The following is a 22592-nucleotide window of genomic DNA, read 5'->3' on the forward strand; positions in this document are numbered from 1 at the left end:
CGGAGGCGATACGATGAAATGGGAAGGCAATCGCGAAAGCGACAATGTGGAAGACCGACGCGGTAGCGGTGGCGGATTGCCGTTCGGCGGACGTTCGATCGGTATCGGCACCATCGTCATCGCCTTGCTGGGGTCGTATTTCTTCGGCGTCAATCCGGCCACCATTCTCAGCCTGTTGAGCGGCGGACCGGTGCCGGTGTCGCAGGAATCTGTGCAGAAGCCGCCGGCCGACGATCCGGTCGCCAGATTCGTTTCTGTGGTGCTGGCCGACACCGAAGATGTGTGGGGCCAAATCTTCCGCGAGAACGGCGGCCAGTATCAACGGCCGAAGCTGGTGTTGTTTTCAGGACGCACGGCGACTGCCTGCGGCGTAGGAGAAACGGCGACCGGTCCGTTCTATTGTCCGGGCGACCAGAAGGTCTATCTCGATCTGGAATTCTTCCAGACCATGCGCGATCGTTTCCATGTCGCCAGCGATTTTGCCGAAGCCTATGTGATCGCGCATGAAGTCGGCCATCACGTGCAGAACCTGACGGGCATCAGCGAGAAGGTTGCGCAGATGCAGCGCAGCACGTCCGAGAGCAAGACGAATGCCTTGTCGGTACGCGTGGAATTGCAGGCCGATTGCTTCGCCGGCGTCTGGGCCTATCACGCCAACGAAGCGCGCGGCATCATCGAATCGGGCGATGTGGAAAGCGCATTGAAGGCAGCCAGCGCGATCGGCGACGATACGCTGCAGCGTCAGGCGCGGGGTGTGGTCGTGCCGGATTCGTTTACACATGGCACATCGGAGCAGCGTGTGCGCTGGTTCAAGCGCGGCATCGGCAGCGGCGATCTGAATGCCTGCAATACTTTTGCGGCAAAGCAGTTGTGATGTTCCGGGTTTCGCCGTCGCTTCGACGCGATCGCAATGGCGACAGGCAGTTGCAGGATTCGCGATAATCGATGCCCATGAAAATAAAAAGCGCCCGAGGGCGCTTTTTTGTTGATGCATTCGTGTTGCCGAATCAGAAGCAGTGCTCCGCTGCAGGGAACGTCCCATCCTTCACTTCGCGGATATAGGCGCGTACTGCACCTTCGATGCTGGCCTGGCCTTCCATGAAGTTCTTCACGAAGCGCGCCTTGCGGCCGGGGAAGACGCCGATGAAATCGTGCATCACCAGCACCTGACCGGCGCAATCGGGGCCGGCACCGATGCCGATGGTCGGCATCGTCAGCGCGTCGGTGATTTCCTTGCCGAGGCCGGCGGGAATCGCTTCCAGCACCAGCAGCGATGCGCCGGCTTCCTGCAGCGCCAGCGCATCGGCGCGCATCTGCTGCGCGGCATCGCTGGTCTTGCCCTGCACCTTGTAGCCGCCGAAGCGGTTGACCGATTGCGGCGTCAGGCCCAGATGCGCGCAGACCGGAATCTCGCGTTCGACCAGAAAACGCACGGTATCGACGACCCATGCACCACCTTCGATTTTTACCATTTGCGCGCCGGCCTGCACCAGCTTCACGGCGTTGCGGAACGCCTCTTCCTTGGTTGGATAGGAGCCGAATGGCATGTCTGCCAGTACCAGAGCGGTCTTGTTGCCGCGCGCGACGCTGGCCGTGTGATACGCGACTTCGTCGATCGTGACCGTCAGCGTCGAGTTGTGACCCTGGCAGACCATGCCGAGCGAATCGCCGATCAACAGCGTTTCGACGCCGCAGCTGTCCATCAGCGATGCGAAGCTGGCGTCGTAAGCAGTCAGCATCGTGATCTTCTCGCCTTTCGCGCGCATCTCGAACAATGCCGGAATCGTGACTGCCTTGGTGCGTACGGCGGATTTGTCCGGCGATGAGTTCGGTTGGTCGTTGGATTGCAGATAACTTGCCATGCTTATTCTCCGCGATTGAAAAATTCACGCTTGCCGCGCATGTCGGCGATGCGTCTGAGCAGCAATGCGAAATCCTCGTCGTTGTCGATCGGATTCAGATGCTCGGTGTCCACGATCAGCAGCGGCGCCGCATCGTAGTCGTAGAAGACGCGGCTGTAGCTTTCGCACAGCCGCTCGAGATAGGGTTCGGAAATCGCGGCTTCCATCGCGATGCCGCGTTTGCGGATGCGCTCCATCAGCGTTTCCGGCCGTGCCTGCAGATAGATGACGAGGTCCGGCACCGGCGCCTGCGGGCGCAGGTGGTCGTACAGTTGCTGGTACAGCGCCAGTTCATCGTCGGCCAGTGTCAGCCGCGCGAAGATCGGGTCCTTGTCGAGCAGGAAGTCGGAGACGATGCGCGCATCGAACAGGTCAGGCTGCGCCAGATCGCGCAGCTGGTTCAGGCGCTGGAACAGGAAGAACATCTGCGTCGGCAGCGCATAGCGCGTGGCGTCGCGGTAGAAGCGTTCGAGGAAGGGGTTTTCCTGCGGCAGTTCCAGCAACGCGCGCGCGTTCAGACGCTCGGCCAGCCGGTGCGTCAGCGAGGTCTTGCCGGCGCCGATCACGCCTTCGACGACGATGTATTTGTATTTATCCAGATCCATGAATGTATTTTTCTGCCTGCCGTCGCGGTTGTTCGCCGCAGTTGCTCATACGCAGTTACTCATATTTATGAGCGGAAGATGAAATAGACGGCGCCCACCAGGCACAGTGCGGCCCAGATGTAATCCAGCTTGAACGGCTGCCCCATGAAGAACAGTGCGAACGGCACGAACACCGTGAGTGTAATCGCTTCCTGCAGGATTTTCAGTTGGGCCAGACTCATCTCGGTGTAGCCGATGCGATTGGCGGGCACCTGCAGCAGGTATTCGAACAGCGCGATGCCCCAGCTGAGCAGGGCGGCGATCCACCACGGTTTTGAAGCTAGTCCTTTCAGGTGGCCGTACCAGGCGAAGGTCATGAAGATGTTCGACAGTGTCAGCAAGCCGACGGTCTGGACGATGACGGGAATCTTCAGCATGGAGAGCCTCGACGAATGCCTGTGGTGGGATAGAGATTACAGAATCTTGCTGATCGCCTGATCGGCGACGCCGGGAACATATTCATGCGCGGGGCCGCATCCGGGAATCGCGATGAAGGGATCGATCTGCAGCAATGGAATCAGCACGAAGGCGCGCATCGCCATGCGCGGATGCGGCACGGTCAGCGCCGGCGTATCGATGCGGCGATTGCCGTACAGCAGCAGATCCAGATCCAGCGTGCGTGGTGCGTTGATGTAAGGGCGTTCGCGGCCGTGGAGTTGTTCGATCGCCTGCAATGACTGCAGCAGCGCTTCCGGTGCGAGCGTGGTCGTCAGTTGCGCGACGGCATTGACGTAATCGTCGCCGCCAGCATCGATCGGTGCGGTACGGAACAGCGACGATTGCGCGGTTACGCGCGTGCCGGTCATGCCGTCCAGTTCGCACAGGGCACGGCGGACAGTCGTTTCGGCATCGCCCAGATTGGCGCCGATGCCGACGTAGGCGACGACAGGCTGCTGCGTGGCGTTCATCAATGGGAGAAATTGCGTGCGGAAGCTGTGTGCGCCGTTATTCGGCGGCCGGCGCGGGGCTGCCGCCGTTGCCTGCATTGCCGCCGCCGGAACGCTTGCGGCCGCCACGGCGGCGACGCTTCTTCGCGGGAGCGGCGTCGTCGGATGCGCCGGCTGTGCCGGATGCCTTCGATGCCTGCGGTTTCTTCGCCAGCAGCTCTTCGCGGCCGGGGCCGTCGGCATCCATGAAGGCGGTCCACCAGTCGCCGATTTCGCGATCGATCTCGCCGGAGGCACAGCGCAGCAGCAGGAAGTCGTAGCCGGCGCGCATGCGCAAGTGTTCCAGCAGCTTGTACGGCGACTTGCCGGTGCGGCGCTCGAAGCGCGGCTGCATGGCCCAGATGTCGCGCATGTCGGAGGCGATCTTGCGCTGCAGCGCCAGCTTGTCGGTCTGCGCGTTCAGTACGTCGTCGGCGGCCAGGTGCAGTGCCGGAATCGGATATTCGCCGGCGGCCTGATAGGCCTTCCACTTTTCCAGCACCTGATGCCACAGCAGCGACGCGAACAGGAAGCCGGGCGATACCGGCTTGCCTTGCCTGACGCGTTCGTCGGTGGCATCGAGCGCGAGGCGCACGAATTTTTCGCCGAGCGGCTGTTCGAGCACGACGTCCAGCAGCGGCAGCAGGCCGTGATGCAGGCCTTCCTTGCGCAATTGCTGCAGGCAGGCGAGCGCGTGGCCGCTCAGCAGTAGCTTCAGCATTTCGTCGAACACGCGCGCGGCCGGCACGTTGTTGATCAGCGGCGCCATCACGGTAATCGGCTTGCGGGTATCCGGCGCGATCGTGAAGTCCAGCTTGGCGGCGAAGCGCACGACGCGCAGCAGGCGTACCGGGTCTTCACGGTAGCGTGCTTCCGGCGCACCGATGATGCGCAGCGTGCGATTGCGGATGTCGTCCATGCCGCCGTGATAATCGAGCACGGTCTGCGTAGCCGGATCGTAGTACATCGCATTGATGGTGAAATCGCGCCGCACGGCGTCTTCGTGCTGTTCGCCGAAGGTGTTGTCGCGCAGCACGCGGCCGTGTTCGTCCTTGGGCGCGTCTTCTGCGGATGCGCCGCGGAAGGTCGTCACTTCCAGCAGGTCCTGACCGAACATCACGTGCACGATCTGGAAACGGCGGCCGATGATGAAGGCGCGGCGGAACAGTTTCTTCACCTGTTCCGGCGTGGCGTTGGTGGCGATGTCGAAATCCTTGGGCTTGACGCCGAGCAGCAGGTCGCGCACCGCGCCGCCGACCAGGAAGGCCTTGAAGCCGGCCTGCTGCAGCGTGCTGGTGACGCGGATCGCGTTGTTGGACACCAGCTTCGGATCGATGCCGTGTTCCTTCGCCGTCAGCACGACGGGTTGCGTGGCATCGGCCGGTTTGTCCTTGGTGCCGAGAATGCGGCGGATGAGCTTTGTAATCATGAATCAGTCGTTGAACAGGCGGATGATCGGCCAGCCATGTGCCTGTGCGTGCGCAGTCAGCAGCGCATTGGGATTGGTGGCGACCGGATCGGTAACGATGGACAGCAGCGGGATGTCGTTCTGCGAATCGCTGTAGAAATAGCTGCGTTCGAAATCCTTGAGCGACAGGCCGCGCGCTGCCAGCCATGCGTTGGTGTGCGTGATTTTACCCTTGCCGGAAGTCGGTTCGCCGATCAGTTTGCCGGTCGGGCAGCCGTCCACATCGAGTTCCGGTTCGGCGGCGATCAGGTGTTCGACATCGAGTGCGCGTGCGATCGGTGCCGTGACGAAACGGTTGGTAGCTGTGACGATGACGACCAGGTCGCCGGCATCCTGGTGCTTCTTCACCAGCGCACGCGCCGCCGGCAGGATTTTCGGCTCGATCACGTCGCGCATGTAGGTGAGCTGCCATTCGTCGAGCTGCTTGCGCGAGAACTGCGCCAGCGTGCTGAGCGCGAATTCCAGGTATTCGACCGGGTCCAGCGTGCCGGCTTCGTACTGCGCATAGAAGGCGGCATTGCGGCGCGCGAATTCCTCGGGTTCGACGGCACCGCAGCGCGTGAGGAATTGCCCCCATTCGTAATCGGAGTCGAGAGGCAGTAGCGTATGGTCGAGATCGAAGAGGGCGAGATTCATCAAAGTGTTGCGTATGTATTTATTGCCTGAAAATTTGTTGCTTGAAATTCAGTCGTTGCGCTGCAGCAGTTCGCGCAGCAGCGGCAATGTGATCGGCCGCTTGGTTTCCAGTGAGTAGGCGTCGAGCGCGTCGAGCATGGCGGACAGCGAGCGCATATCGCGCGCGAAATGCGTAAGCAGGTAGGGTAACACGCCGGGCGACAGCGCCAGCCCGCGTGCGTTGGCGGTTTGCGTCAGGGCGGCGATCTTGTCGTCGTCGCTCAGGCCATGCACCTGATAGATCAGGCCCCAGCCGAGTCGGGTGCGCAAATCCTCGCGTACCGTCAGCGCGGCCGGCGCGACGGGGCCGGATGTGACCAGGCAACCGCCCAGTTCGCGTACCTGGTTGAACAGGTTGAAGGCGGCGATTTGTGTATCGGGCGCGAGTTTGTGACAATCGTCGAGCAGGTAGAGCAGGTCGCCGGCATAGTCGAAGGCGTCGATCGGTGCATTGCTTTGCAGATAACGAGCCGTATCGGCCTGCGCCAGCGCGCGCAGCAGGTGCGTCTTGCCGGCGCCGGCTTCGCCCCACAGGTAGACAAAGCGTTCGTCGAGGCTGTTGGGCGCGCGTTGCAGCAATTGCTGCATCAATTGCGCCAGTTCGGCGTTGGCGCCGACCACGAACGAATCCATCGTTTGCGGTTTTTCGGCGGGTAAATCCAGGACCAGTTGCCTCATGCGGGGAAATTCTGAAAAGGTGCGAGCGGGTTCTGCGGGCGGGCGGCAAGTGCCGGTTCGATCATGATGCGAATAGGACCACAATAAGGTCGGAAATACGGAGAAGAGGGACTCGATTTGCTAGAATAGCGGTTTTCCTGCGGCCCGGGCCACAGGCCGGATTATAGAGCGACATTCGTGCTGCATGCAGCAATCCGGCGCCAACCGTCACATTTTACCTGCCGTTTAATCTAAATCATGAGCACTCCTTCCCAAACTTCCCTTTCCTATCGCGATGCCGGTGTGGACATCGATGCCGGCGATGCGCTGGTCGAGGCGATCAAGCCGTTTGCCAAGCGCACGATGCGCGAAGGCGTGCTGGGCGGCCTTGGTGGCTTCGGCGCGATGTTCGAGATCGGCAAGAAATACAAGGAGCCGGTGCTGGTGTCCGGCACTGACGGCGTCGGCACCAAGCTGAAGCTGGCTTTCATGCTGAACAAGCACGATACGGTCGGTATCGATCTGGTCGCGATGAGCGTCAACGACATTCTGGTGCAGGGCGCCGAGCCGCTGTTCTTCCTCGATTACTTCGCCTGCGGCAAGCTGGACGTGCCGAGCGCGACCGACGTCGTCAAGGGCGTCGCCAAGGGCTGCGAGCAGGCCGGCTGCGCGCTGATCGGCGGCGAGACGGCCGAGATGCCGGGCATGTATCCGGACGGCGAATACGATCTGGCCGGTTTTGCGGTTGGTGCGGTCGAGAAATCGAAGATCATCGACGGCACCAGGATCAAGCCGGGCGACGTCGTGCTGGGTCTGGCATCGTCGGGTATCCACTCGAACGGCTATTCGCTGGTGCGCAAGATCATCGAAGTCGCCAAGCCGGACCTGAACGCCGATTTCCACGGCCGCAAGCTGGCCGACGTGCTGATGGAACCGACGCGCATCTACGTCAAGCCGCTGCTGGCATTGATGGCGAAGATGGAGGTCAAGGGCATGGTGCACATCACCGGCGGCGGGCTGGTCGAAAACATTCCGCGCGTGCTGCAGGACAACCTGACGGCCGTGCTGAACAAGGATGCGTGGACGTTGCCGCCGCTGTTCCAATGGCTGCAGCAGCACGGCAATGTGGCCGATTCGGAAATGCACCGCGTGTTCAACTGCGGCATCGGCATGACGGTGATCGTCGCCAAGGAAAACGCGGATGCCGCGATGGCGGATCTGCAGGCTGCCGGCGAGACCGTGATGCGCATCGGCGAAATCCGCGAGCGCGAGCAGGGACAGGCACAGACCGTCGTGATCTGACGACGGATATGGAACAGGGAAAAGGCCGCAGCGTTGCAACGTTGCGGCCTTTTTGTTTTGCAGATGCGATGATGAAGGACGGAGCATGAAGACAGCAGTGGCGATACGCCATGTTCATTTCGAAGATCTCGGCATGCTGGAGAGCGTGTTGCGCGAACGTGGCTATGCGATCCGCTATGTGGAAGCGCCGATTGACGATCTTTCCGAAGCAGGGCTGGCGGATGCGGACCTGATGATCGTGCTCGGCGGACCGATCGGCGCTTACGAGGAAACCGTTTATCCCTTCCTCGGACCGGAGCTGGAATTGGTGAAGCAGCGTCTGCAGCAGGGTGGCCCGCTTCTCGGTATCTGTCTTGGCGCGCAGTTGATTGCGCGCATGCTGGGTGCGAAGGTTTATCCGATGGGTGTCAAGGAAATCGGCTTTTCGCAACTGCAATTGACGGAAGACGGCAGGCGGTCGCCGTTGGCTGCCTTGGATGGCATGCCGGTTTTGCATTGGCATGGCGATCAGTTCGATATTCCGCAAGGCGCGCGCCATCTGGCGGCGACCGATATCGGTCGCCATCAGGCTTTCCTGTATGGCCGAAATGTATTGGGTTTGCAATTCCATCTGGAAGCCGAAGTCGGCCGGCTGGAACAATGGCTGGTCGGCCATGCCAGCGAACTGGCGCAGGCCGGTTGCGATCTTGGATTGCTGCGTGCGCAGGCGTTGCAATACGGGCCGCGGCTGCAAGCCGTTGCTGCCGATGTCATCGGTACCTGGCTGGATGAGACAACGCCTCGAGCATGAAAAAGCCGCGCACGAAGCGCGGCTTTTTTGTGAGCGGGATTGTGTTCCGGGATGCAGATGGTGCAGATGATGTAGGTGCGGCGCTGCTACATTTACGGCATTTCAGTTCGGGATACGACTTCAGGGCGCACGCAGATCGTTCAACAACTCCGCATTTTTCTCGTCGGGCGGCGTCAGCAGACTGGCGACGATCAGCGCGCACATGCCTGCCGGTACGCCGAAGATGCCGGCCGAGATCGGCGCGATGTGGAACCACTGGCCATCTGGTGAGCCGCCCAGTGCCGGATGCGTGCGCAGCATATAGAACACGCAAACGGCGAAGCCGACCAGCATGCCGGCGATCGCGCCCTGGCGATTTGCGCGCTTCCAGAACACGCCGAGTGCCAGCGCAGGAAACAGCGCCGAGGCCGCCAGCGAAAATGCCGCGCCGACCAGCGACAGAATGTCGCCCGGTTTCAGCGATGCCGCATAAGCTGCCACCAGCGCCACCATCAGCAGCAGCAATTTGGAAACGGTCACGCGCTTCTGCGTCGAGGCTTCCGGATCGATGGTCTTGTAATAGATGTCGTGCGACAGCGCATTCGAAATCGTCAGCAGCAGGCCGTCGGCGGTGGAAAGCGCGGCAGCCAGACCGCCGGCGGCAATCAGGCCGGAAATGACATAGGGCAGGCCGGCGATTTCCGGCGTTGCCAGCACGACGATGTCGACATCCATCACGATCTCGGCCAGCTGCACGATGCCGTCGCGATTGATGTCCTGGATGTTGACGAGCGGGTGCAGCCGATCGATGCCTGTCCAGTACGACACCCATTCGGGCAGCTTGGTGAAATCGGTGCCGACCAGCGACGAATAAATGTCGTACTTGACCAGGACCGCCAGCGCGGGAATCGTGATGTACAGCGCCATGATGAAGAACAGCGTCCAGAACACCGACGTGCGCGTCTGCTGCACCGACGGCGTCGTGTAGTAGCGCACCAGCACATGCGGCAGCGCTGCCGTGCCCAGCATCAGGCAAAACACCAGCGCGAGGAAGTTGTTGCGTTTGATGTCGGACGCAGCTTCGTCCTTGCCGGGGAAAGGTTCGGTATGGTGCGTCGGCGGTTTCGCCATTTCCAGGTAGTTGAGGCGATCCTGTTGCCATCGTCGTTGCGCCTCGTCGACATCCTTCGGATACGCGGCTAGCTCGCGCCCGGTCTGGCGAATTTCCTGCATTTCGGCATTGCCGGCCTTCAGCGCTTCGAGATTGTGCTGGATTTCGGCACGACCGTTTTCCCAGGATTCGGGCAACGTCGCCAGCCGCTCCTCCAGGTCCAGCGCGCGCTGCCTGTAGATGGCGCGCACTTCTTCTTCCTTCGGATCGGCAATCAGCACTTTTTCGCGCTCGCCCAGTTTTTCGATGGCCGAACCGTAAGCGATCGGCGGCACCGGAATGTTCGTGTGCTTCACCGACAGCCAGACCACCGGAATCATGTAGGCGATGATCAGGATGATGTATTGCGCAACCTGCGTCCAAGTGACGGCGCGCATGCCGCCTAGGAAGGAGCAGACCAGGATCGATGCCAGGCCGAGAAAGATGCCGACAGAGAAATCGACGCCGGTGAAGCGCGACGTGATCAGGCCGACACCGTAGATTTGCGCCACGACATAGGTGAACGAGACGACGATGGTGGCGATGACCGCGATGATGCGCACGGCATTGCCGCCGTCGGAGCCGGCATAGCGCGCGGCCAGATAATCGGGGATCGTGTACTTGCCGAACTTGCGCAGGAAAGGCGCGATCAGCAGCGCCACCAGCACGAAGCCGCCGGACCAGCCCATGATGTAGGCCAGTCCGTCGAAGCCCCACAAATAAAGGCCGCCGGCCAGGCTGATGAAGCTGGCGGCGGAAATCCAGTCGGCCGCCGTCGCCATGCCGTTGAAGATGCCCGGCACGCGGCGGCCGGCCACATAGTATTCGTGCATGTTCGACGTGCGGCAGATGACGCCGATGGCGGCATAGATGACGATCGTCGAGAACATGAAGACGTAGCCGATCCACACGCGCGGAAAGCCCTCGTGTTCGAGGATGGCGACGGCGAACAGGAACAGCACGAAGCCAAATGTGTACCAGCCGTAGTAGCGCAGCAGGCGGCGGAAGTATTTATCGTTGTTGTTCATGTTCGTCGCGATGTTGGCGGTCGAGGCGGCGCATGTAGAGTGCGTAGATGCCGATGAGCGTCACGTAGATCAGGATGCTGCCCTGGGCCGCCATGAAGAACGAGATCGGCCAGCCGAACAGCGTGTAATGGGACAACTGGCGCGCGAAGAAGATGGCGATGAAGGTGACGATGAACCAGATCAGCAGCAGTACGAGCGTGAAGCGCGATGTGCGGCGCCAATAGCGTGCATGCGGGGCGCGATCGGCAGGATTGTCGGGATTGTTGCGAACGTCGCGGGTATCGTTCGTCATGGCATTTCGTCCGTTTCTGCCGTTGAATCGTGCAGCGGCAGCATCACGCGCATCAGGCAGCCGGGAAGCTTCTCGCCGATGCAGCGCGGATTGTCGAGGATGACGATATCGGCCTGATGTTGCAGCGCGATCTCGCGTACGATGGCCAGCCCCAGGCCACTGCCTTCGACACTGGTGCCGAGGATGCGATAGAAGCGTTCGAAGATGTGCTCGCGTTCGTGCGGCGCAATGCCGGGGCCGGTATCTTCGACTTCGAGCATGGCCTGCCGCGTGCTCGTGGTGCGTACGCGCACCGTTGCATGGCCACCAGCCGGGGTGTAGTTCAGCGCGTTGTCGATCAGGTTGTTCAGAAGTTCGCGCAGCAGCGTGCGATCGCCATTCACAACAATCGGTTCAGCCGGGCCTTCATAGCCAAGATCGATACGGCGCGCAAAGGAAGCCTGTATCCAGTCCTGCACGGTTTCGCGCGCCAGTTCCGCCAGATCGAGCGGCAGCAGCGGTTGCCGCTGCTGTGCCTGCGGCCCCTGGTTTTCCACGCGTGCCAGCGCCAGCAACTGGTTGATCATGCGCGTGGCGGAACGCGAGCTTTTTGCCAGTTGTTCGAGCGATTTGTGGATTTCGATCTGATCGTCCTGGCGCAGCGCCAGCTCGGACTGCATGCGCATGCCGGCCAGCGGCGTTTTCATCTGGTGCGCGGCATCGGCGATGAAGCGCTTCTGCATGCGGATGCTGTGCGACAGCCGTGCCAGCAGTTCGTTGAACGAGCCGACCAGCGGCAGGATTTCTTCCGGTACGAGACCGGAATCGATCGGGCTCAGATCGTCGGGGCGACGCTCGTGTATCCGCTGCTGCAGTTCGGCCAGCGGCCGCAGGCCGCGCGTCAATGCGAACCAGACCAGGATCAGCGCCACCGGCAGGATGATGAATTCCGGCACGATCACACCTTTGATGATCTGGTTGACCAGTTGCGAGCGCTTGTCCAGCGTTTCGCCGACCTGCACCAGCGCCAGGCGCGGCTCCAGGCTCAGTTGCGGTTCGACGCGCGTCTTGTGCAGATCGACATAGGTGTAGGCGATGCGTACTTCGGTATTGCGGATGAAATCGTTGCGGAATTGCGTGGACCACGGCGGCGGCATTTCGGCATCCTTCGGCAGCGGCATTTCCGGATCGCCGTCGACCACGTTGCTGTGTGCATCGCGAATCTGGAAATAGACGTTGTCGATATCGTCGGCGTGCAGGATGTCGCGCGCCGAGTTGCTGAGGCGCGTGATGACGCGGCCGTCCTGTTCCTTGATCTGCTGCGCGACGGCGGTCAGCTTGTCTTCCAGCGCACGATCGAACGGCTCGTTGGCGATCGAGCGGGCGACGATGTAGGTGATGGCGATGCTGAGCGGCCACAGCAACAGCAGCGGCACCAGCATCCAGTCGAGGATTTCGCCGAACAGCGAGCGCTGGGTGCGGCCGCGGGACGATGCCGGCGATGCGTTTGCATCGGCTGTCGTCGCCTCCGTGCGGGTTTCTGGCATGGATGGATCAGGCCGGCGGTGCGGGCTCGGTGAACTTTTCGAGGCAATAGCCGAGTCCGCGCACGGTGGCGATGCGCAGTCCACCGATCTCGATTTTCTTGCGCAGCCGGTGCACGTAAACCTCGATGGCGTTGTTGCTGACTTCCTCGCTCCATTCACACAGGTGGTCGACCAGCTGTTCCTTGGATACCAGCCGGCCGCTGCGCTGCAGCAGCACTTCCAGCAGGCCGAGTTCGCGTGCCGACAGATCCAGCATCTGGTCGTTGATATAGGCGATGCGGCCGACCTGGTCGTAGGACAGCGGCCCGTGGCGAATCACCGTCGGCCCGCCGCCGGCGCCGCGCCGCGTCAATGCGCGCACGCGCGCTTCCAGTTCGGACAGGTCGAAAGGCTTGGCCATGAAATCGTCGGCACCCAGATCGAGCCCGCGCACGCGCTGGTCGATCGAATCGGCGGCGGTCAGGATCAGTACCGGCAAATGCGAGTTGCGCGCGCGCAGGCGCTGCAGCACTTCCAGACCGGAAAGCTTGGGCAGGCCGAGATCGAGAATCAGCAGATCGAAATCCTGGGTGGCCAGCACCGAATCGGCTTCCAGTCCGTTCTTGACGCAATCGGTGGCATAGCCGGACTGGCGCAGGGAACGGGTCAGGCCATCGGCCAGAACGGCATCGTCTTCGGCAAGCAGGATTCGCATGGAGAGGGTGAGGAAAATGTTGCGTTGTAGTCTATTGGGTTTCGATGAGGGCGGCAACCGCGCAGGGTGTGGTTATCGTTCGTGAATCGAGGCTCCGGAACTTGGTTATCTCAAACAATCCAGAGCCGCAGGCTTCTGTGGTTGTCGATGTTCATGTAAGTGCGAATTCAAGTTTCCACCAAATCAATGACATACAGCTTATCTGCCAAATTAAGTCTGAATAAAAAATTCAGCTAAACGTGAATTTCTACTGGTTTTATCCATTTAAAGCTGAATTCTTCAAGTCTTGCCAATACAGCAATTGCATACCGCACCAACTTGTAAGCCTCCCGCATTGTAATTTTGTCATGTAGAACGCTTTTGATCATAAGGCTTGTTTTTTGCGCTTCTTTAAATTATGATCGTAATACAGTATTACGTTCGTAATACAATGATGCCTGAAGGAGTAAAACGATGAACCACGATTTGATGATGCGAGGCTTCGAATGAAGCGCCGCGATGTAATGAAGAAGCTGGCTTCTTTAGCAATCGCCCCGTTGGTGCCACAGGTCGCCATGGCACGCTCAGAAACACCTAATCCCGTTGGGAATGTGAGACATAACATGCAAGAAAAAACTGAAACATCGAAAAAAGCTGGCGGAGATCTCGCAGCACTTGGCGTGGCCGCTGCAGCCGAAGCCATTCGCAAGGGTGAAATGTCATCTGAATCGTATGCAAACGCACTATTGCAACGTGCTCGGACTCATTCCGATCTGAACGCTTTTATTACGATTGATGAGTCGTCTGTATTGCAGGCAGCCAGAACTGCGGATAAGGCACGTGCTGCAGGTGCAACGGCTCCCTTGCTTGGCATTCCAATCGGGATCAAGGACAGCTATCTCACGAAAGGACTCCGCACGACGTTCGGGATCTCCAATCTGAAAAATTATGTGCCGGATCATGATGCGGGAAGCGTGAAGCAAATCAAAGACGCTGGCGGGATTGTTTTTGGCAAAAACAATTTGGTTGAAATGTCCTACGGTTTGACCGGCAACAATAAAGCATTTGGCCAAGTGAAGAATCCACATGACCAAAAACATGTCACGGGCGGATCATCTAGTGGTTCGGGCGCTTCCGTGGCAGCGCGCCTCGTGCCAGCTTCGTTGGGTGGCGACACCATAGGCTCAATACGTGTACCTGCATCGCTGTGCGGTGTCGTGGGCTTTAAGCCGACCACAGGACGTTGGCCACGGGATGGCGTTGCTCCGATTTCCCATACTCTGGATACCACAGGTGTGTTCGCACGAAGCGTGGACGATTGCATGCTGATCGACCAAGTCGTTACCGGGGAAATCAAATCAGACAATTCCAGCCAGTCCGATTTGAAAGGAGTAAAGCTCGCCTACGCACCGCGCCAGTATCTTGAGCTTGTCGACCCCGAGGTCGAGGCGCAATTCAAAGACGTCATTTACCGTCTGCGCGAAGCTGGTGCGGAGATCATCGAAGTCGACCTCGGAAAAGATTTTTCTTCACTGGCTCTGACAACGACCTGGGATATCTTCTTCCGTGAAACGAAAGAAGCACTTGAACACTTCCTTCTCGAAAACAAGGTCCCGGTCACCTTCGACGAAATATATAGCGGACTGAAGCCTGAACTTAAAGAAGCGTGGGGTCACTTTGCCTTGCCGAGCGGCGCAGGATACATCTCCGACCAAACATACAAAAATGACCTGACAGTTGCGCGCGCTGAAATCATGCGTCGTTACGACAAAGCATTTGTAGCCCATGGCGCTCAAGCATTGCTCTTGCCAACTACTCCGACTACTGCGCCTTTGATTGATCGCCAGGACAAATTCTTCATCGCTGGTCAGGAAGTGAGCTACATGGCTCTTGCCAACAACACGATTCCGGCAAGTTCAGTAGGCCTCCCAGGTATCAGCATTCCTATCGGTCTGGCTCGCAGCAAATTGCCAATAGGTCTTGAAATCGATGGCCCACTGGGTCAAGACAGATCGCTCCTCAGCGTCGCTCGCCGTGTGGAATCCGTGGTTGGCGCGTTGTCATCCCCAATTTAAAGAGGCAACAAAATGACTAATGCAACTCATGACACGAACACAATTTCGGTCGAGCACGTAACGATCCGCTCGAAAAACTCATTTGATATTGTCAAAGCCAAGCTGGAGAGCTCGGTTCCGCGGATCGACGATGGCATCTTCACGCTTTTGCGGTATGGGGAAAGCGCGCGTGCATTGAAAGAACTGGAAGCTTTGCCACCGCTTTCGATCTTCGGATTCCGAGACCACGGCGCGACGTTGACTGTAGCCGGCCTGAAACGTCGCGCAATACAATACGACATCGGCAATCCACTGACCGCAACCAAAATGACGCGGCATCAGTTGTCTGCAGCACTCTATGCACCCATTCGCGTACTAATGCGTGAAGATGTAAATGGCGAAGTCGGCTTCGAATTTGACCGTCCTGTTTCTACTTTCGGCCAATTTGGAGACAGCCAAGTCGATAACATCGCACGCCAACTTGATAAAGATCTGCATGCTGCATTGGACGCCGCTGCGATGTAAAGTGGAGTCAAGGTGGGAAATGCAGCGGCTTTGTGAAGAAGCATAAAAAGCAGGAATGCCAAACGGAGCTGCTGCATCCGGTTCAAGGTAGCAAATGTAAAGGTGAGATCAATGCGTTTCGAGAAAGGCCATAAAGAAATGACGCGTAAGCGCATCATTGATGTTGCTTCACGACGTTTTCGTAAAGACGGGGTTGCCGCGTCAGGCCTGGCCGGAATTATGGCGGACTCGGGGCTGACGAATGGTGCGTTTTACGCGCATTTCGACTCCAAGGAAGATTTGGTCCGGGAATCGCTCTCAAGCGCGTTGAGTGGCCAGCTTGGACAATTGGAGCAAGCACATGAGGATGCGATTGATATTGAAGGGGCCATTCGACGCTATCTGAACATGTCCCATCTTGAGGGTCGCGAAGAAGGCTGTCCCTCTGCCGCCTTGTTGCCTGAAATAAGCCGTCAACCGACTCAGACAAGGAAAGTCTATGAAGACCAGCTTCTTGCCTATACAAAAAACCTTGCGACACTTCTTCCCAATTCGAAGTCAGCGCAGGCTACAGCGATTTTCAGTCTCATGGTTGGCACACTTCAAATGGCGCGCGCGGTATCCGATCCATTGCTAGCCGAAGAAATTCTGGAGGGTGGGGTGCAAGCCGCATTGAGTTTGGCGACAGCACGATGATGCTTTTTACTATGCGCTGGCACATGGATAAGAAATCGTGTTCCACAATTCAGTGAGAGAGTATTTTTTATTTGAAATCAGCATTGAGTTTTGGTGTTCTACGAAGCCCAATAAAAATTGCAGTCAAGCCGTTGTTGATTTGCTCGCAGAGTTGACCCTCTCCAACTGATCCACCTTCCACTGTCTTGCGAAGGCTGCGACCCGGTCATACGATCCTTCACACCCCAACATGCGCAGATCGATGTGCATCTTTTTCAAAGACCGTCGCTACTTGCGCGACTTTGTCGCTTCGGTCTTCAACCAGGCTGAAAGCTTGAACGCATATTTGTCGAGAGAAGTCGGAGAACGTCGGTCAGCATAGGCTGGCTCGACGGTTTCAGCGCGTAGATAGCGCCGGACGGTGTTTCGAGAGATAGCCAACCGTTTGGATATTTCCCTCAATGAGACCTGGTCGCGAAGGTGCCAGCGTCGAATAATTCCAAGTAATGCCACGTCGATCACCCAATCCCCACTCACATTGGTAAGTAGGATTGTGTTCTAAACGTGGGCCAGTTTTCGATGCAAATCAACAATTCAGAGTTAAATGAAAATCGACAGAAACCATGGGAGATTTCTTATGGGAAATATAATATTTCCCCCTGATTTTGCCGAATCGTCACAAGACGCTTGCATAAAGCACTGTTTTTTTATACAGTGCCGTCTGCGGGCCCGGAACATCGTGTAGCCGGCCTATCCACTTCACTGCCGAAAGAATTTCATGGACGACAAGAAACTCGCACAGAACGCTGAAAAGAGCAAAGCACTGGCCGCCGCGCTGGCGCAAATCGAAAAGCAATTCGGTAAAGGTTCGGTCATGCGCATGGAAGACGGCGCCGTGGTCGAGGAAGTGCAGGTCGTTTCCACCGGTTCGCTGGGTCTGGACGTCGCACTCGGCGTCGGCGGCTTGCCGCGCGGCCGTATTGTCGAAATCTACGGCCCGGAATCGTCCGGTAAAACGACGTTAACGTTGCAAACGATTGCCGAGATGCAGAAACTTGGCGGTACTTGCGCCTTCATCGACGCCGAACACGCACTGGACGCCACCTACGCCAAGAAGCTCGGCATCAATATGTCCGACCTGTTGGTCTCGCAACCGGATACCGGCGAACAGGCGCTGGAAATCTGCGACGCACTGGTGCGCTCCGGCAGTGTCGATCTGGTCGTCATCGACTCGGTCGCCGCGCTGACGCCGAAGGCCGAAATCGAGGGCGACATGGGCGATTCGCTGCCAGGCCTGCAGGCGCGCCTGATGTCGCAGGCGCTGCGCAAGCTGACCGGCAGCATCAACCGTACTAATACGCTGGTCATCTTCATCAACCAGATCCGCATGAAGATCGGCGTCATGTTCGGCAACCCGGAAACCACGACCGGCGGTAACGCGTTGAAATTCTACGCATCCGTCCGTCTCGATATTCGCCGTACCGGCTCCATCAAATCCGGCGACGAAGTGATCGGCAACGAAACCCGCGTCAAGGTCGTCAAGAACAAAATCGCGCCACCGTTCCGCGAAGCGCATTTCGACATTCTGTACGGAGAAGGCACGTCGCGCGAAGGCGAGATTCTCGATCTGGGCGCCGACAACAAGGTCGTCGAGAAATCAGGTGCCTGGTACAGCTACGGCAGCGATCGTATCGGCCAGGGCAAGGACAATGCGCGCAATTATCTGAAGGAGCGTCCGGAGCTGGCACGCGAGATCGAGAACAAGGTGCGTGTTTCGCTGGGCGTGCCTGAACTGCCTGCGGTCAAATCCGAGTCGAAATCCGACGAAGCACCGGCGAAGAAAGCCGCTGCTGCGAAAGAAAAGGAATTGAAGGAAGTCGAATAAGATGAACGTGGCGCACGGTCGACCGGCAGCATCGTCGATCGGGCGCATAGCGTTTTCGATTTTTAATTCTTGATTTCTCCCAGGCGCCCGCGTTTTCCATGGCTAAACTACAGATCAGCCTGAAAGCCCGGGCGCTTCGCTATTTGTCGGCGCGCGAACATAGTCGGCTAGAGCTGGGACGCAAACTGGCACGCTATGCGCAGGAAGACGATGATGTCGAAGCGCTGCTGGATGCGCTGGAAGCAGCCAAGTTGTTGTCGCAGGAACGCTTTTCCGAATCACTGGTACGCCGCCGCGCCACGCACTTCGGCAACAGCCGCATTCTTTCCGAACTCAAGAGCCACGGCATTGCTGCCGACGCGGTTGCGGGCATCAAGGCCAATCTCGAACAGGATGAAACTACGCGTGCGCGTGAAGTGTGGAGGCGAAAGTTCGGCACCTTGCCGGAAAATGCCGACCAGCGTGCGAAGCAGATGCGTTTCCTGATGCAGCGCGGGTTTTCCAGTCGCGCGATCCGGGATGTATTGCGTGGCGTTGTTGATGACGACGAGTGACCGCAGGCTTGTGGCTATATTCGAGCAGCATCGATGATCAGGTCAATCATCAACGAAATTGCATGGTGGGTCGCCGGTTTGGTAATGAAGCGACTGAAATTGAGCGACTGAAAAAGAAAAAGGGCGAGGAATCATTCCTCGCCCTTTTTCATTGTGGTCATCGGCGGATTGATGTGCGCCGGCCGGCGTTTGTGCCTGTTCGCTCGTTCTTGTATCTGTTCTGGATCAGTGATCCATCAGCGCTTTCACATGCACGGCCGAGCTGGATGCCAGCCCTTCCAGACTGTAGCCGCCTTCCAGGATGGAAACGATACGGCCTTCGCATACGTCGTCGGCGATCTTCATCAGCTCGCGCGTGACCCAGTCGTAATCGTCGTCTTGCAGCTTCAGACCGGCCAGCGGATCCAGATGATGTGCATCGAAGCCGGCAGAGATGATGATCAGCTCTGGGTTGAAGGCGCGGATCGCCGGTAGCATTTCGGCAGCGATGCGTTCGCGGAACATCGCGGAATCGCAGCCGCGCGGCAGCGGCACGTTGACGATGTTATGCGCGGTGCCGGTTTCGTTCTTGGAGCCAGTGCCGGGGTAGAAAGGTGACTGGTGGCTGGAGGCGTAGAACAGTTCCGGCCGGTCGTAGAAGGCGGCCTGCGTGCCGTTGCCGTGATGAACGTCGAAATCGACGACGGCCACGCGATCCAGCTTGTGCACTTCGTGTGCGTAGGCGGCAGCGATGGCGGCTTGGTTGTAGATGCAGAAGCCCATCGCGCGATTCGGTTCAGCATGGTGGCCGCAGGGGCGTGTCGCGCAGAACACGTTGTGTGCCTCCTTGTCCAGCACCGCATCGACGCCGGCGCAGGCTGCGCCCACGCAGCGCATTACGGCTTCCAGCGAACCGGGCGACATCACGGTATCGCCGCCATCCAGCGGCATGGTGCCGCGCACCGGTGACGCATCCTCGACGTCGTCGACAAAATCCTCGGTATGGATCAGCAGCACCTGTTCGCGCGTGCCCATCGGCGCGTCGCGCCATTCGGCCGCTTCGAATTCCGGCGTGCGCAGTGCCTTGACGACGGCTTTCAGGCGTTCCGGCGATTCGGGGTGACCGGAACCGGGTTTGTGGTCCAGGCAGGCTTCGTGGGTATAGATCAGTGTCGTCATAATCGTTATCGATGCGCGGTGCGGCCGGCATCATCTCCGTAAGTAATCAAGGCAGGGCCGGAACGGCAGGGGCGTGCCGGCATGACTGTTCATTATAAGGGCCGCTATTGCAATGGGCGAGGCAGCGGAAGAAGCAACGATAGCAACGATGGAGCAACGACGAAGCAACGGAGCAGGCGCGGCAGGCAAGGAAAAATGGCCGATTGGCCGCCAATCGCGAGATAATCCGCCTGTCATCGCCGTTATTCATGGTGGCTAGTTCGCAGCTAGCCAGCCGTTATCGGAACCGCAGGCCGGATCACATCCTTCATCTATGACGCATCACGTCGCTCTTCAGTTCGCCGCCAGAACCGATACGGGATTGGTGCGCGCGCATAACGAGGATGCGGTTGCCGTGAGCGCCGGGCACGGCATTGCCGTGCTGGCCGACGGCATGGGCGGCTACAACGCCGGAGAGATCGCCAGCGGCATCGCCACGGCGGTCGTCGTCTCGGAATTGGAGCGGCTGTTGTCGCAGACAGATGGCGCGATAAGTCGCACGGCAGGCGGCACGGCAAGCAGGGCAGCAAGCGGCAAGCGCTTGCGGCAATGGATGACGGATGCCGTGCTTGCCGCCAATCAGGAAATCCTGGAAACGGCGCGCGACGAACCGCAGTACAGCGGCATGGGAACGACGCTGGTCGCCGCGCTGTTCCGCCATGACCGGATCGTGCTTGCCCATCTGGGTGATTCCCGCTGCTACCGCTTCCGACAGGGCGAACTGTGCCTGCTGACGCGCGATCATTCGCTGCTGCAGGAACAGATCGACGCCGGTCTCGTCAGCCCCGAATGGGCGCGCTACGCGCCGAACAAGAATCTGATCACCCGCGCACTCGGCGTGGCGCCGCAAGTCGATGTGGAAATCAACGATTACCAGATCGAGGCCGGTGATGTATATCTGCTGTGTTCGGATGGATTGTCCGATATGCTGACAGACGCGCAACTGGCCGGAATGCTGGCCGATCCGCATGTGACGCTCGACCACCTTGGCGATCGGCTGGTCGCGGCGGCCAACGGCAATGGCGGACGCGATAATATTTCCGCCATTCTCGTCAGGATCAATGCTGCCGGCGCGGCAATGGCGCGCAGCCGCTGGCCGCAGTTGAATACTTGGCTGAACAAGATGCGGGCATTCCGCGTTATTCGTCCCATTCGGGCGACCGACGATCGCGAGTGATTATCGTGACCGATATAGCTAAATGCGGCGAATGTTATGCAATGAATGATGCGGAAAGCGGTGCGCCGCAGTACCGGTTGCGCTACGCATGAAAATTGCTTGAATCGGGCAGCGGCTGCATTTATGCATGCCGCGCAATGAACAACGTGAAAGAAAAATGGCCACCATCATTCTGGCAAAAGACGGTATCGATCTGCAGGTATTCCCGCTACTGAAAGCACGCACCACCATCGGTCGTCGTACCTATAACGACATCGTCATCGACGCACCCGGCATCAGCGGCGAGCACGCCGTGCTTGTCATGTCGCTCGACGGCGTGTATTTCGAGGATCTCGACAGTACCAACGGCAGCCAGCTCAACGGCCAGCCGGTCAGGAAGCACTTCCTGCACGATGGCGACGTCATCGAACTGGCGACGCATGCGATCCGCTATCGCGCCGGTGAAGACATGCCGGTTGACGTTATGCCGGCGAAGACGGACGCGGATTCCGGTGATCTGCGCCAGACTACTGTCCCTGCGCAACAGCCGGTTGCCGGCCAGTCGGCGGCTTTTATCCGCATTTTGAAGGGAGTGGGTGCCGGCAAGGATATTCCGCTACTCAAGACGATGACCACCGTCGGCCGTCCCGGCATCCAGGTCGCGGTACTGACGAAGACACCGCAGGGCGTCAGCCTCACGCATGTGGAAGGCAAGGTACCGGCACTGGTCAACGGCCAGTCCATCGGTAACGGCACCCGCATGCTCGCCAGTGGTGACTTGATTGAAATGTCGGGTGCGGAGATGGTTTTTCTCTGCTGATTGCGCTTTCCGATAGCTGTTAAGGAAGCGCTAAATCGTGCAGATGCGCATGCCGGTAATGGTCAGCAACTGACAAAAATGGGCACTATGGAATGTGAGATTGTTAAATTTTTGTCGGTTTTTTTAACAAACCCATGAAAAATCGCCCGGATTCCGGCTGGCACAGCGATTGCTCAATGGAGCGCAGGGTGGAGACCTCTGCCTACTTCCAACAGGAGAGATAGATGAAATCGATGAAAATGATGAAGAAGGCCCAGCAGGGCTTTACGCTGATTGAATTGATGATCGTTGTGGCGATCATCGGTATTCTGGCTGCTGTGGCGATTCCGCAGTATCAGAACTATACGATTCGGGCGAAAGTGGCAAATGCACTGACTTCGGTGGATTCGTTGAAGACGGCTGTGGCACTTTGCATTCAGGAGGCTGGTGGTGTGAAAGATAATTGCACTACTGGCACTGATGGTAGTGGTATTCCGACATTCACAGCCACGAAAGAAGTGGCAGAAGCAGAGGTTGATGCAGGTGAGATTACTGCAACGTTTGCTGACGGTGTAGGTAAAGATGTCGATGGATCGACTATAGTTTTTACCCCTAACATTAATGAAGGCGGCAGCAATTTGACGTGGACAATCGTCAGCAACTCTAACAATACAGTTGCTGCAGAAGCAATCCAGAAAAACAGTGTAGCTGCAAGCGGCACTTAAAATTCGCAAATAAAAAAAGCCTCCCTTTAGGG

At 58.6% G+C, this 22592-nt stretch carries 23 protein-coding genes and 1 pseudogene; 11 read left to right on the plus strand and 13 right to left on the minus strand.

From position 1 onward, the window contains the following. Window positions 1–13: 13 nt before the first annotated feature. Window positions 14–874: a KPN_02809 family neutral zinc metallopeptidase gene (gene ypfJ, locus IEV40_RS06605; protein WP_188420216.1), complete on the plus strand. Its 861-nt coding sequence runs from the start codon at window positions 14–16 to the stop codon at window positions 872–874. 133 nt (window positions 875–1007) lie between these two features. Here ypfJ and panB read toward each other — a convergent pair whose 3' ends face one another. The 7 genes from panB to hda form a co-directional block, all read right to left on the minus strand. Then, window positions 1008–1862: a 3-methyl-2-oxobutanoate hydroxymethyltransferase gene (gene panB / locus IEV40_RS06610; RefSeq protein WP_188420217.1), complete on the minus strand. Its 855-nt coding sequence runs from the start codon at window positions 1860–1862 to the stop codon at window positions 1008–1010. A gap of 2 nt (window positions 1863–1864) precedes the next feature. After that, the gene (locus tag IEV40_RS06615) at window positions 1865–2506 is read right to left on the minus strand and encodes a deoxynucleoside kinase (protein ID WP_188420218.1); all 642 of its coding nucleotides are present in this window, start codon (window positions 2504–2506) and stop codon (window positions 1865–1867) included. Between the two features lie 65 nt (window positions 2507–2571). Beyond that, a complete protein-coding gene (locus IEV40_RS06620) occupies window positions 2572–2922 on the minus strand; it encodes a DMT family protein (RefSeq protein ID WP_371870037.1) in 351 nt (116 codons plus the stop codon). Between the two features lie 36 nt (window positions 2923–2958). Next, entirely contained in the window at window positions 2959–3453 is a 495-nt protein-coding gene (gene folK, locus IEV40_RS06625) for a 2-amino-4-hydroxy-6-hydroxymethyldihydropteridine diphosphokinase (protein ID WP_188420219.1), read from the minus strand. Window positions 3454–3490: 37 nt separating this feature from the next. Then, window positions 3491–4900: a polynucleotide adenylyltransferase PcnB gene (pcnB, locus tag IEV40_RS06630; RefSeq protein ID WP_188420220.1), complete on the minus strand. Its 1410-nt coding sequence runs from the start codon at window positions 4898–4900 to the stop codon at window positions 3491–3493. A 3-nt stretch (window positions 4901–4903) separates the two neighbouring features. Beyond that, window positions 4904–5575, minus strand: a complete 672-nt coding sequence (locus IEV40_RS06635) for a histidinol-phosphatase (RefSeq protein ID WP_188420221.1) — start codon at window positions 5573–5575, stop codon at window positions 4904–4906. Window positions 5576–5623: 48 nt separating this feature from the next. Then, window positions 5624–6292 (minus strand): DnaA regulatory inactivator Hda, encoded by a 669-nt coding sequence (gene hda / locus IEV40_RS06640; protein ID WP_188420222.1) that lies wholly within the window; start codon window positions 6290–6292, stop codon window positions 5624–5626. Window positions 6293–6529: 237 nt separating this feature from the next. On the opposite strand from hda, the gene purM reads away from it, so the two are divergent. Together purM and IEV40_RS06650 are read left to right on the plus strand one after the other, a co-directional pair. Beyond that, complete coding sequence (gene purM, locus IEV40_RS06645; protein ID WP_188420223.1) at window positions 6530–7573, plus strand: phosphoribosylformylglycinamidine cyclo-ligase; 1044 nt, start codon at window positions 6530–6532, stop codon at window positions 7571–7573. Between the two features lie 85 nt (window positions 7574–7658). After that, complete coding sequence (locus IEV40_RS06650) at window positions 7659–8363, plus strand: glutamine amidotransferase (protein WP_188420224.1); 705 nt, start codon at window positions 7659–7661, stop codon at window positions 8361–8363. 120 nt (window positions 8364–8483) lie between these two features. Here IEV40_RS06650 and IEV40_RS06655 read toward each other — a convergent pair whose 3' ends face one another. From IEV40_RS06655 to IEV40_RS06670, 4 genes are read right to left on the minus strand one after another with little or no spacing between them, the layout of a single operon-like run. After that, entirely contained in the window at window positions 8484–10520 is a 2037-nt protein-coding gene (locus tag IEV40_RS06655; protein WP_188420225.1) for a VC_2705 family sodium/solute symporter, read from the minus strand. Beyond that, window positions 10504–10812 (minus strand): DUF4212 domain-containing protein, encoded by a 309-nt coding sequence (locus IEV40_RS06660; protein WP_188420226.1) that lies wholly within the window; start codon window positions 10810–10812, stop codon window positions 10504–10506. The genes IEV40_RS06655 and IEV40_RS06660 overlap by 17 nt, the downstream gene beginning before the upstream one ends. After that, entirely contained in the window at window positions 10809–12338 is a 1530-nt protein-coding gene (locus IEV40_RS06665; protein WP_188420227.1) for a sensor histidine kinase, read from the minus strand. The genes IEV40_RS06660 and IEV40_RS06665 overlap by 4 nt, the downstream gene beginning before the upstream one ends. A gap of 7 nt (window positions 12339–12345) precedes the next feature. Next, on the minus strand, window positions 12346–13032 hold the full coding sequence (locus tag IEV40_RS06670; protein WP_188420228.1) for a response regulator transcription factor: 687 nt from the start codon (window positions 13030–13032) through the stop codon (window positions 12346–12348). Window positions 13033–13517: 485 nt separating this feature from the next. Here IEV40_RS06670 and IEV40_RS06675 point away from each other — a divergent pair, with 485 nt between their 5' ends. The 3 genes from IEV40_RS06675 (at window position 13518) to IEV40_RS06685 (ending at window position 16265) form a co-directional block, all read left to right on the plus strand. Further along, on the plus strand, window positions 13518–15086 hold the full coding sequence (locus IEV40_RS06675; RefSeq protein ID WP_229723998.1) for an amidase family protein: 1569 nt from the start codon (window positions 13518–13520) through the stop codon (window positions 15084–15086). A 12-nt stretch (window positions 15087–15098) separates the two neighbouring features. Continuing rightward, on the plus strand, window positions 15099–15590 hold the full coding sequence (locus tag IEV40_RS06680) for a DUF302 domain-containing protein (protein ID WP_188420229.1): 492 nt from the start codon (window positions 15099–15101) through the stop codon (window positions 15588–15590). Between the two features lie 111 nt (window positions 15591–15701). Further along, a complete protein-coding gene (locus IEV40_RS06685) occupies window positions 15702–16265 on the plus strand; it encodes a TetR/AcrR family transcriptional regulator (RefSeq protein WP_188420230.1) in 564 nt (187 codons plus the stop codon). A gap of 132 nt (window positions 16266–16397) precedes the next feature. On the opposite strand, the pseudogene IEV40_RS06690 reads toward IEV40_RS06685, so the two are convergent. After that, window positions 16398–16766: pseudogene (locus tag IEV40_RS06690) on the minus strand (IS21 family transposase); the annotation flags it as partial. A gap of 256 nt (window positions 16767–17022) precedes the next feature. Here IEV40_RS06690 and recA point away from each other — a divergent pair. After that, the gene (recA, locus tag IEV40_RS06695) at window positions 17023–18129 is read left to right on the plus strand and encodes a recombinase RecA (RefSeq protein WP_188420231.1); all 1107 of its coding nucleotides are present in this window, start codon (window positions 17023–17025) and stop codon (window positions 18127–18129) included. 98 nt (window positions 18130–18227) lie between these two features. Further along, window positions 18228–18683, plus strand: a complete 456-nt coding sequence (recX, locus tag IEV40_RS06700) for a recombination regulator RecX (protein ID WP_188420232.1) — start codon at window positions 18228–18230, stop codon at window positions 18681–18683. Between the two features lie 225 nt (window positions 18684–18908). Here recX and IEV40_RS06705 read toward each other — a convergent pair whose 3' ends face one another. Further along, complete coding sequence (locus tag IEV40_RS06705) at window positions 18909–19841, minus strand: histone deacetylase family protein (protein WP_371870038.1); 933 nt, start codon at window positions 19839–19841, stop codon at window positions 18909–18911. A gap of 313 nt (window positions 19842–20154) precedes the next feature. On the opposite strand from IEV40_RS06705, the gene IEV40_RS06710 reads away from it, so the two are divergent. The 3 genes from IEV40_RS06710 to IEV40_RS06720 all read left to right on the plus strand — a co-directional run bounded on the left by IEV40_RS06710 (window position 20155) and on the right by IEV40_RS06720 (window position 22560). Further along, complete coding sequence (locus IEV40_RS06710) at window positions 20155–21057, plus strand: Stp1/IreP family PP2C-type Ser/Thr phosphatase (RefSeq protein WP_188420233.1); 903 nt, start codon at window positions 20155–20157, stop codon at window positions 21055–21057. A gap of 157 nt (window positions 21058–21214) precedes the next feature. Further along, window positions 21215–21856, plus strand: a complete 642-nt coding sequence (locus tag IEV40_RS06715) for an FHA domain-containing protein (RefSeq protein ID WP_188420234.1) — start codon at window positions 21215–21217, stop codon at window positions 21854–21856. A gap of 224 nt (window positions 21857–22080) precedes the next feature. Next, window positions 22081–22560, plus strand: coding sequence for a pilin (locus IEV40_RS06720; protein WP_308632373.1), 480 nt, complete (start codon window positions 22081–22083; stop codon window positions 22558–22560). Window positions 22561–22592 lie beyond the last annotated feature (32 nt).

The sequence above is a fragment of the Oxalicibacterium solurbis genome (assembly GCF_014635845.1).
GTDB lineage: Bacteria > Pseudomonadota > Gammaproteobacteria > Burkholderiales > Burkholderiaceae_D > Oxalicibacterium > Oxalicibacterium solurbis.

Bases quoted from the DNA above. Each gene is read 5' to 3' on its own strand.
- ypfJ (WP_188420216.1), top strand. From the start codon at position 14: ATGAAATGGGAAGGCAATCGCGAAAGCGACAATGTGGAAGACCGACGC.
- panB (WP_188420217.1), bottom strand. From the start codon at position 1,862: ATGGCAAGTTATCTGCAATCCAACGACCAACCGAACTCATCGCCGGAC.
- IEV40_RS06615 (WP_188420218.1), bottom strand. From the start codon at position 2,506: ATGGATCTGGATAAATACAAATACATCGTCGTCGAAGGCGTGATCGGC.
- IEV40_RS06620 (WP_371870037.1), bottom strand. From the start codon at position 2,922: ATGCTGAAGATTCCCGTCATCGTCCAGACCGTCGGCTTGCTGACACTG.
- folK (WP_188420219.1), bottom strand. From the start codon at position 3,453: ATGAACGCCACGCAGCAGCCTGTCGTCGCCTACGTCGGCATCGGCGCC.
- pcnB (WP_188420220.1), bottom strand. From the start codon at position 4,900: ATGATTACAAAGCTCATCCGCCGCATTCTCGGCACCAAGGACAAACCG.
- IEV40_RS06635 (WP_188420221.1), bottom strand. From the start codon at position 5,575: ATGAATCTCGCCCTCTTCGATCTCGACCATACGCTACTGCCTCTCGAC.
- hda (WP_188420222.1), bottom strand. From the start codon at position 6,292: ATGAGGCAACTGGTCCTGGATTTACCCGCCGAAAAACCGCAAACGATG.
- purM (WP_188420223.1), top strand. From the start codon at position 6,530: ATGAGCACTCCTTCCCAAACTTCCCTTTCCTATCGCGATGCCGGTGTG.
- IEV40_RS06650 (WP_188420224.1), top strand. From the start codon at position 7,659: ATGAAGACAGCAGTGGCGATACGCCATGTTCATTTCGAAGATCTCGGC.
- IEV40_RS06655 (WP_188420225.1), bottom strand. From the start codon at position 10,520: ATGAACAACAACGATAAATACTTCCGCCGCCTGCTGCGCTACTACGGC.
- IEV40_RS06660 (WP_188420226.1), bottom strand. From the start codon at position 10,812: ATGACGAACGATACCCGCGACGTTCGCAACAATCCCGACAATCCTGCC.
- IEV40_RS06665 (WP_188420227.1), bottom strand. From the start codon at position 12,338: ATGCCAGAAACCCGCACGGAGGCGACGACAGCCGATGCAAACGCATCG.
- IEV40_RS06670 (WP_188420228.1), bottom strand. From the start codon at position 13,032: ATGCGAATCCTGCTTGCCGAAGACGATGCCGTTCTGGCCGATGGCCTG.
- IEV40_RS06675 (WP_229723998.1), top strand. From the start codon at position 13,518: ATGAAGCGCCGCGATGTAATGAAGAAGCTGGCTTCTTTAGCAATCGCC.
- IEV40_RS06680 (WP_188420229.1), top strand. From the start codon at position 15,099: ATGACTAATGCAACTCATGACACGAACACAATTTCGGTCGAGCACGTA.
- IEV40_RS06685 (WP_188420230.1), top strand. From the start codon at position 15,702: ATGCGTTTCGAGAAAGGCCATAAAGAAATGACGCGTAAGCGCATCATT.
- recA (WP_188420231.1), top strand. From the start codon at position 17,023: ATGGACGACAAGAAACTCGCACAGAACGCTGAAAAGAGCAAAGCACTG.
- recX (WP_188420232.1), top strand. From the start codon at position 18,228: ATGGCTAAACTACAGATCAGCCTGAAAGCCCGGGCGCTTCGCTATTTG.
- IEV40_RS06705 (WP_371870038.1), bottom strand. From the start codon at position 19,841: ATGACGACACTGATCTATACCCACGAAGCCTGCCTGGACCACAAACCC.
- IEV40_RS06710 (WP_188420233.1), top strand. From the start codon at position 20,155: ATGACGCATCACGTCGCTCTTCAGTTCGCCGCCAGAACCGATACGGGA.
- IEV40_RS06715 (WP_188420234.1), top strand. From the start codon at position 21,215: ATGGCCACCATCATTCTGGCAAAAGACGGTATCGATCTGCAGGTATTC.
- IEV40_RS06720 (WP_308632373.1), top strand. From the start codon at position 22,081: ATGAAATCGATGAAAATGATGAAGAAGGCCCAGCAGGGCTTTACGCTG.